Origin of the sequence: Beijerinckia sp. L45, assembly GCF_009765775.1 — a bacterium.
In the GTDB taxonomy this organism is placed as follows: domain Bacteria; phylum Pseudomonadota; class Alphaproteobacteria; order Rhizobiales; family Beijerinckiaceae; genus RH-AL1.
In genome coordinates this window covers 23473-31927 of record NZ_LMUU01000182.1, presented here as the reverse complement: position 1 = coordinate 31927, position 8455 = coordinate 23473, and the positions used below count along the sequence as shown (strand labels likewise).

8 protein-coding genes are annotated in these 8455 nt (G+C 62.6%); 4 read left to right on the top strand and 4 right to left on the bottom strand.

What is annotated here, in order from left to right; all coding sequences use genetic code 11:
* Positions 1–445 precede the first annotated feature (445 nt).
* Together GSQ79_RS19985 and GSQ79_RS19980 are read left to right on the top strand one after the other, a co-directional pair.
* Complete coding sequence (locus GSQ79_RS19985) at positions 446–1891, top strand: amidase (protein WP_158810418.1); 1446 nt, start codon at positions 446–448, stop codon at positions 1889–1891.
* A 172-nt stretch (positions 1892–2063) separates the two neighbouring features.
* Entirely contained in the window at positions 2064–2519 is a 456-nt protein-coding gene (locus GSQ79_RS19980; RefSeq protein WP_210253151.1) for a MarR family winged helix-turn-helix transcriptional regulator, read from the top strand.
* A gap of 40 nt (positions 2520–2559) precedes the next feature.
* Here the strand turns inward: GSQ79_RS19980 and GSQ79_RS19975 are convergent, their stop codons facing one another.
* The 4 genes from GSQ79_RS19975 to GSQ79_RS19960 form a co-directional block, all read right to left on the bottom strand.
* Positions 2560–3342 (bottom strand): EAL domain-containing protein, encoded by a 783-nt coding sequence (locus GSQ79_RS19975; protein ID WP_158810416.1) that lies wholly within the window; start codon positions 3340–3342, stop codon positions 2560–2562.
* Positions 3343–3513: 171 nt separating this feature from the next.
* On the bottom strand, positions 3514–4728 hold the full coding sequence (locus GSQ79_RS19970; protein ID WP_158810415.1) for an AMP-binding protein: 1215 nt from the start codon (positions 4726–4728) through the stop codon (positions 3514–3516).
* Position 4729: 1 nt separating this feature from the next.
* On the bottom strand, positions 4730–6043 hold the full coding sequence (locus GSQ79_RS19965) for a sensor domain-containing diguanylate cyclase (protein ID WP_158810414.1): 1314 nt from the start codon (positions 6041–6043) through the stop codon (positions 4730–4732).
* Between the two features lie 11 nt (positions 6044–6054).
* On the bottom strand, positions 6055–6426 hold the full coding sequence (locus GSQ79_RS19960; protein WP_210253150.1) for a hypothetical protein: 372 nt from the start codon (positions 6424–6426) through the stop codon (positions 6055–6057).
* Between the two features lie 225 nt (positions 6427–6651).
* Between GSQ79_RS19960 and GSQ79_RS19955 the strand changes: the two genes are divergently transcribed.
* Positions 6652–7053 carry a hypothetical protein gene (locus GSQ79_RS19955; RefSeq protein WP_158810412.1) on the top strand — a complete coding sequence of 134 codons (402 nt, stop codon included), beginning with the start codon at positions 6652–6654 and terminating at the stop codon, positions 7051–7053.
* A 345-nt stretch (positions 7054–7398) separates the two neighbouring features.
* Positions 7399–8355: an iron exporter MbfA gene (gene mbfA, locus GSQ79_RS19950; protein WP_158810421.1), complete on the top strand. Its 957-nt coding sequence runs from the start codon at positions 7399–7401 to the stop codon at positions 8353–8355.
* Positions 8356–8455 lie beyond the last annotated feature (100 nt).

Sequence of the window (8455 nt, the reverse complement as noted above, 5' to 3'; positions counted from 1 at the left end):
TATGCTGTTGCCCAAAAATGGTGCGTCAGGCGCGGCGATTTTCTTATCTTTGCTGTATCGAGAGCATCTTGGTGCCGCGCAGCAGACTTTGTGAGCAATTATCCCTCGCCCTGCCCCCGCATACCGCCCCGATATGGTTAACAAATCGCCCTTGCGTTTGTCCGCCGCATCTCGGATCGATTGATCCAATACAAACATGTGACAATTTTACTGGCTGTGACGTGACGCCGGCGCTACCACTGCGTGTGCATCGGCAGGTCACGGTTTTCGATTGATTCGGGCCTGGGTCCCGATCTTGCTTCGTGGGACCGAGACGAACAATCAGCGGTGTCGGATCGCGATTCTGTTCGATCGATCGAACCCGAAGACGATCGCGCCGGTCGTCTCGCGGGCATCGGGCATGCGGCGCGCCTTCTCCATTCGTCACCTGAGCCAGGGATCACCGATGTCGTCCACCCATGATATTTGCGACCTGAGTGCCACGGATATTGCCACGAAGATCCGGCGCAAAGAGCTGTCGGCCGTAGAAGTCACCGAAGCCCATCTCCAGCGAATAGACGCGCTGGATGGGCAGCTTCACGCCTTCTGCACGCCGACGCCGGATCTGGCACGCGAGATCGCCCGGAACATCGATGCGGACATCATGGCCGGCCGCGAGGTGGGGCAACTCGCCGGCGTTCCGCTCGGCGTCAAGGATCTCATCTGCACCGCCGGAATCAGGACGGTCTCCGGCTCCGTCGCCTACAAGGATTTCGTGCCCGACGAGGACGACGTCTGCGTCGAACGTTTGAAGGCGGCCGGCTGCGTGATCCTGGGCAAAACCAACGTTCCGGAGTTCGGTTACAGCGGCGTCGGCCACAACCCGGTGTTCGAGACCACACGAAATCCGTGGAACCTCGAGCGCACGCCCGGCGGATCGAGCGCGGGCTCCGGCGCGGCGGTGGCAGCGGGGATGTGCCCCCTTGCGCTCGGCAGCGACGGCGGTGGATCCATCCGCATTCCGGCGGCTCATAGCGGTATCTATGGCCTCAAGGCATCAATGGGGCGGGTGCCGTTGTACCCCGGCACGAAGGATGAGCGCTATCCCGGCGTGTCGAGCTGGGAAAGCCTCGAGCACATCGGCCCGATGACTCGCACGGTCGCGGATGCGGCCCTGATGATGTCCGTCATCGCCGGGCCCGATCCGCGCGATCGGTTCACCTTGCCGGCCGCGCCTTACGATTGGCGCAAAACCATCGACGGCGAGATCAAGGGCCTGCGCGTGGCGCTCAGCCTCGATTGGGGGTATGCCGCCGTCGACCCCGAGGTCCGCGCCATCGTCGCGGATGCCGCCAGAGCGTTCGAGACCGATCTCGGCTGCACCGTCGAAGAAGCGCATCCTGGTTGGGACGATCCGTTCGCCGCTTTCTGGGCGCTCGTCGCGTCGGAAACGGATCTGCGCGGCATGCGCAAGATGGTCGAGCAATATGGCTCGCAGATGTCGCCGCACCTCGTTGCCATGATCGAACGGCCGTGGACGGCGGAAGAGTTCACCGACGCCCTGATGGTGCGCAAGGCGGTCAACAACAAGATGTGGCGGTTCATGCAAACCTACGATCTGCTGCTGACGCCGACGCTCGCCGTGCCGCCCTTCGCGCTAAATATCCAGGGCCCGGAGCGGATCGACGGGCGGATGGTGGCGAACACCGCGTGGCTGGCGTTCACCTTCCCGATGAATATGACGGGGCAGCCGGCGGCGTCGATCCCCGCAGGCTTCACCAAGGACGGCCTCCCGGTCGGCCTGCAGATCGTCGGCCGCCATCTCGACGACGAACTTGTTCTGCGCGCGTCGGCCTGTTTCGAGAAGGTAAGGCCGTGGATGGGACGCCGTCCGCCTATCCTGGCTGTCTGATAGAGCATGGGCCCGCAATCCCCGTTCGGCTATCGTGATGGTCCAAGCCGGAGCCGCCTCGCGGCGTTGCGTGATCATCAACATCCACGCTATGCGATCGTCCTTGACAGAGGCCCGCTTTTGCATTTGCATAATAAACAAATGTTAGTTCTGTTAGAAGCGCGTGACGCCGGTGTCGAGTGTTTTCAGTCTTAGCATATGCAACAACGCGGCGACCAAACGAGCGGCGCGGCGCCTCGGCCAGTTTTATGATGACGTCCTGGCGCCGGGTAAGCTGCGCGCCACGCAATATGCCCTGATGGACCAGGTCGAGCGTCTCGGGACGCCATCGATGACGGATCTGGCGAGCGCCTTGGTTCTCGACCGTTCGGCGCTGTCCCACACGCTCCGCCCCCTCGAACGCGACGCCTTTGTCGCATTCCTGCCCGGCCTGAACGACCGCCGCGTCAAGCGTGTCGAACTCACGGTCGAAGGGCGGCGGCGGCTCGAGATCTGCCGGGCGCTCTGGCAGAGCGCGCAGACGCAATTCGAGGCGACGTTCGGGATCGAGGAAGCGGCGGCGCTGCGACGGACCCTCGATCTGCTGGCCTCACCCGAATTCCGGCTTCCGGCCGGGAGCCGAGGCTAGACGGCGCTTTTCAGCAACACGCGCCCTTTGCGGGCAAGCGCTAAGCGACCGCGGTCGCAAACCCGAAGCTTTCCATACCGATCACCGTGGGGAATTGCTCGACCTGCGGCTTTGCGAGGCGGTATCCCTGGAACAGGGCGATACCCGCGGCGCGAAGAACACCGATCTCGGCGTCGGTTTCGACGCCTTCGGCGATGACGCGTAGATCGAGCGCGCGGGCGATCCCGATAATTCCGGCGACGATCGCCTGGCGCACGGGGTCGGCGTCGATCCCGCGGATGAGCGCCATGTCGATCTTGATCAGATCGGTCTGGAAGTTGGCGAGAAGGTTCAGTCCGGAATAGCCGGCGCCGAAATCATCGAGCGCCGTCAAAAACCCTTGCCGCTTATACTCGGTGACGATCCGGGCCATGTGCGCGGTGTCGGTGAAGCGTTCGTCTTCGGTAAATTCGAACATGAGCCGTTCCTGACGCAAGCCGACGCGCCGCGCCGCCTCGAGGGAGGCGCGAATGCAGGCGGCCGGTTCGTAGACGGCGTTCGGCATGAAGTTGATCGACAGCATCGTGTCGTCGTCGAGCGGCAGCAGGCGCCCAGCCAGTTCGATCGCGCGGACGCGGCAGGCCTGGTCGAACTTGTAGAGCGTCTTGTCGGTGACCTGCGCCAGAACGGATGCGGCGGATTCGCCAGCAGGACCGCGCACCAGCGCCTCGTAGCCCCAGACCTGCCCCCGTGCCAGATCGACGATCGGCTGGAAGGCCATCGTGAAGGCGAACGGCAGGGCGTCGCCGTCGCGGCACCCTTGGCAAGTCGAACGCGTCTGCATCGTTCTGTCCCAAAGCTTTCTCTAAACGGCAGATATACCCTGTACCTTAAATCGTCTCGCGTTAACAAAGCGATCAACGACAGTCGTTTGCTTCGAGCTATCCGCTTGTTCCGTACGCTTTTGCTTCGATGCGGTCCAAGCGTTCAACTTAATCTAAGACCGTTCAGAGGACTACCAGTCGGTGAGCTTCCCCGTCGGGCCCCGCGGCAAAGCGGTGCCAAACGTGAACGCTCTTGGTCGTTCGACGGATGACAGATGCGCTGCGCTCCACCGGTCGAAGTCACTTCGGATATCGTCTTCAGGCACGCCGGGGCCGGGCACGATAAAAGCCTTCAGCCGGTCGCCTTCCTCGAAACGCATGAGCCGCACGCTGGCCTCGGCAATGCCCGGTCGCTGAAGCAACAATGCTGCAATTCGATCCGGGTAGACGTTCGTGCCGCCGACCAGCAACGCACCGTCCCGCCGTCCCGCCAGGGTGAACGCATCGTCGGTCTGCAGGGCAATGCGATCCATAAGCGGCATCCGCAGGCCCGAGCTGTGCATCAGCATGGGGTGGGCCGGATCGACCGGCGCATCGAAGCGCCAGTGCGGCATCAAACGATACGCGTCGCCGGGCCAGACCCGCACCGCGACGCCGGCGGTGTCCGATGAGCCATAGACTTCCATCATGCTGGACAGGCCCTGCGCCGCAAGACCGGCGATGAGGCCGGGCGGGCAGGGCGCCGTCGAAACGATGCCCGCGACATCCGCGGGCCAGACGGCGATGAAACGGTTCAACCAGGCCCACCGCTCGGGATAGGAGACGATGAGGTCGCCGCTTTGCAGCGCGACGGCTGCCGCATGGTCCGCGTTGAGGACGGCGACGCCGAGGCGGTCGGGCAGCATGGCGGTCAAGAGAAAGCCGTAAATGTGATGCGCGGGTGCCATTGCGACGATGCGCTGCCGCGTCGCGAAAGCTTGGCCGAGAAATCCGATCTCGGTTTGCAGATGGGCAAAGCTATGCGTGCAGCGCTTCGGCGCCCCGGTGCTGCCGGACGTTGTGAAGGTGATCTTGGCAACGCCTGCGCCCCACGCCGCGAGAATCCGATCAAGCCAGTCCCCGAACGAAGCGGCCGAAAGCAGAGCCATTTCGTCACCAGCTTCGTGCAGGTGGAACATCTCGTTGACGGCGCCGGCGAGCCACATGATCTCCAGCGAGTCACAGCCAAGGGAGTCGCACTCGTTGCCGAGAAGCGCGAGGCCGTCGCGCCAAAGGCCGCCGGGTGCGGTCTTGATGACGCCGGCCGGCGCGGCCCGCCGCCGCACCGCCGTCAGTTCTGCCGTCAGCAGGCTCTGGAGGATGCGGGCGAGGGCCGGTCGCGAGATGGGCTCGGTTCCCGTCACCATGTCAGGCAACGGCCCGAGGGCAGCTCGAAACGACGACGCGGTCGCGTCCCAAGCGTTTGGCCTCGTACAATGCTTTGTCTGCTTCGGCGAGGAGTTCGGTTACCGCGGTCGCGTCGGTGGCCATGACCGCGCAGCCCAGGCTGGCGGTAACGCGCACAAATCCCTTACCGGCCTTGATTGGCATTGTGGCGATTGCAGCGCGAAGACGTTCCGCGAGTTGCGCCGCGCCAACGAGATCGGTCGAGGGCAGCAGGACGACGAATTCTTCGCCGCCGATCCGGGCGAATGTGTCGCTTGGGCGAAGCACGATTTTGCAGATGGCCGAGAGGCTCTTCAAAACGATGTCGCCGACGCCGTGGCCATAGCTGTCGTTGACTTGTTTGAAATGATCGACATCGAGCGCGATCAGCGCAAGCGGATTCCGGTTGCGGCTGCAGCGCATCCGCTCGCGTTCGGCGACGTCGAAAAAGTGCGCGCGGTTGTAGGCGCCGGTGAGATAGTCGGTGGTGAGCATGTGCCGGAGCTTGGCGCTGTCGAACTCCTGGCGCGTCACGTCGCGCAGGATCACCGTGTAGCCGGATATGACGGGGCCGTTGTCGCCGTCGGACTCGCTCTGTACGGCGATGAGGCGCTGGCACCAATATCGTGCGCCGCCGCGGCGTTCCCGCCAGCCCTCGTCCAGATGCCAGCCTTCGCGTCGGGCCGACGCCATCTGCTCGGGCGTGCTCAACGTGGAGGATTCCGGATCGGGAAGATCGAAGATATCGAGCAACTTGCCCAGCACGTCGGCTTCTGCGAACCCGGTCTGCCGTGTGACGGATGGGTTGACGCCATCGATCCGCCCGGCGGCATCCAGGGAGAGGACGGCAAAATCGTTGATGCCGTCGATGAGCGAGGCGAACCACGTCTCGGCCTGCTTAAGGCGGCGTTCCTGCGCCACTTGTTTCGAGATGTCCTCGATCGTGGCCATGAGCCGTCCGGCCCCAAGTTTCACGAGGGTGCAGGCCAAAACCTTGGCGTCGTCACCGCCTTCGCGCGCCGAGGGGGCGCTGACGAAAATGCGATGGGCCCTGCAGATGGGGCCGTTCGGGCCCACGAAAGCATCGGCCAGGTTGCGCAGTTCTGGTGCATAGGCTCCGATGACATCGAAGAAATTCGTGACCCACGGTACGGACGCGATCGGCAGCAACAGTTGCATGGCCAGCGGATTGATAAGTCCGATGGTCCCGTCGCCTGCGATCTGCAGGAGGCCGACCGGGCACGCATAGAGAAACTGCAGGAGATCGGTGTGCTCGCTTTCCAGATCGGACAGCATCGGCGTTTCGATCAGCGCTGAATCAAGACGTAATGCCGTGCCGACTCCGCGCCTTTGAGCAGGCGGAGCTTTACCGGCGTCGGGCGCATGCGAAGCGTCAGGACATAGTCGATGGTGGCATCAAGCAGCGGCTCGTCTTCGAAACGCTGGGCAACCATGAAATTGTTCATGCACTGGGCCGTGGTCGAGAAATAATGGGCCCCTAGAACCGTGTCGGCCGGAAGCCCGGCCAAGCGCGATTCGGTCGCGTTATAAACTTCGACGATGCCTGTCGCGGCCATGCCGACGACGCCGAACGGCAGTCGATCCATGTCGTCGCGAGAGAGAGTGGTAAGGTTGGCAAGATCAATATCTGCAAATGCCGGCAGGCTGAGATCGATCAAATATTCACCTTTTGGGTTTCCGCCGTAAGGATGAAGCCGAAAAGCAAACATTCCGCTAAGATGTTGGTTTTACAGGACGTGCGTCGATTTGCAGCAGGGCCGGTTGCTGCGTCCGCGATCGAATTTCGAAAAGTTGTTTCGTTTCAACGCACAGGTTTCAACTTCTTTACATCCTGTTAACCAAATCAGTGTCTGTTCGTTAATGTTCTCCTAACGGACAAAGACATGGCCCATTTCATCAACACGCAACCCACCTCGCCCGCGAAGCCGTTTGCCTGGGCCGAGCCCCTGATCTGCGAGCAAGTGCTTCAAACCTACGGTCAACTGGAAGAAGACAAAGGTGAGATGTCCCGTGTTGTTGCGGTCCATACCAAGATGTGGCTGTCGCTGATCGACGGCGATACGGGCGCCTTCGACGCGAGGCAAGGCGAACTGGTCCGGCTCGCGGGCGAGGCCCGTCTCTCCACGGCGACCATCGACCGGGCCAACCGTGCTGTCCTTCTTGAATTGATCCTGGTGGTCGTGACGCGCTTTCGGACCTCGGACCGGGTCCGGCTCGCTTATGTCGAGCGGCTGCATTCCGCGCTTCGGGTCATCAAGGCGAATGCCGCCCACACCCTGCATTGATCAAACGCACACAGCGCCCTTGAAAGTTTTTTGCATACGCCACTGACCTTGCGTCGCGTTCTTGTCGTGAAACCTGGCTTGCGGTTATCTGAATTCGCGTTTCGGCCAACCCCCATCGGGCTGGAGTGCATTGGAAGCCGCCCAGGACCCGCCTGGGCGGCTTTTTTCGTCGTCAAACGCGGCGCAAAAGGGTGCAGGCTTTGCGTGAAGCCGGTGCTCCAAACATTGAAATGAAAGGCGACATCTTTTCGCTTGCGGTCCCTTAAGCGACGATCGCCTGTGACGACAGCCTTGACTTACCGCTTCCGCCCCTTACATTGGAATTATTCCAATCTGAAGGTGTTCATGCGCTCGCTCGATCAACTCTCCGAACGCGAAATCCTGGCGCTGGCAATCAGCAGCGAGGAGGAGGATGGACGCATCTACGCCGACTTCGCGCACGGTCTTCGCGACACCTATCCCGACACGGCGCGTGTGTTCTCGGACATGGCGAGCGAGGAAAACGAGCACCGGCGCGCTTTGATCGATCTGTTCGTCGTCAAGTTCGGCGATCACATTCCGCTCGTCCGGCGCCAGGACGTCCGCGGCGCCGTCCAGCGCAAAAAACTGTGGCAGGTGCTGCCGCGCGGAGCGGACCACGTCCGGCGCCAGGCCCAGCAGATGGAACAGGATGCCGTCCGCTTCTACCAGCACGCCGCTGCGCGAACGGGTGATGCCGCCATCCGCAAGCTGCTCGGCGATCTGGCCGATGCCGAGTTGCAGCACGAGCGGACCGCAGGCGAGTCGGAGGCGGCGAACCTGCCGGCCGGCAAGCGCGACCAGGAGGATATCAACGCGCAGCGCCGCTTCGTCCTGCAGGTGATTCAGCCTGGCCTGGTCGGTCTGATGGATGGGTCGGTTTCGACCCTGGCGCCGGTCTTCGCCGCGGCTTTCGCCACGCACAACTCCTTCAACGCCTTTCAGGTCGGCCTGGCGGCGTCGCTCGGCGCCGGCATTTCCATGGGCTTCGCAGAGGCGCTTGCGGACGATGGCAAACTATCCGGCCGTGGTACGCCGTACCTGCGCGGCCTCGTCTGCGGGTTGATGACGATCGCCGGCGGGATCGGCCACACGCTGCCCTATCTCATCGCCAATTTCTATACCGCCACCATCGTCGCGGCGATCGTGGTGGTCTTCGAGCTTTTGATCATCGCCTGGATTCAGTGGCGATACATGGACACGCCGCCGGTGTCGGCGGCCGCCAAGGTCATGCTCGGCGGCGGCCTGGTGCTGGCGACCGGAATCTTGATCGGCAGCAGCTAGAGCGCTGTCCACTTTGGTGGAATCACCAAAGCGACAAGAAATCGCTCTCTTCTAAAAAAGCGAGAGCATTTTCTCGATCACAAAAGTCTGCAACTTTTGT

What these genes read in the sequence shown, in the direction of transcription:
- mbfA (WP_158810421.1), top strand. Translation starts at nt 7,399, where the DNA reads ATGCGCTCGCTCGATCAACTCTCCGAACGCGAAATCCTGGCGCTGGCA.
- GSQ79_RS19985 (WP_158810418.1), top strand. Translation starts at nt 446, where the DNA reads ATGTCGTCCACCCATGATATTTGCGACCTGAGTGCCACGGATATTGCC.
- GSQ79_RS19955 (WP_158810412.1), top strand. Translation starts at nt 6,652, where the DNA reads ATGGCCCATTTCATCAACACGCAACCCACCTCGCCCGCGAAGCCGTTT.
- GSQ79_RS19965 (WP_158810414.1), bottom strand. Translation starts at nt 6,043, where the DNA reads ATGCTGTCCGATCTGGAAAGCGAGCACACCGATCTCCTGCAGTTTCTC.
- GSQ79_RS19975 (WP_158810416.1), bottom strand. Translation starts at nt 3,342, where the DNA reads ATGCAGACGCGTTCGACTTGCCAAGGGTGCCGCGACGGCGACGCCCTG.
- GSQ79_RS19970 (WP_158810415.1), bottom strand. Translation starts at nt 4,728, where the DNA reads ATGGTGACGGGAACCGAGCCCATCTCGCGACCGGCCCTCGCCCGCATC.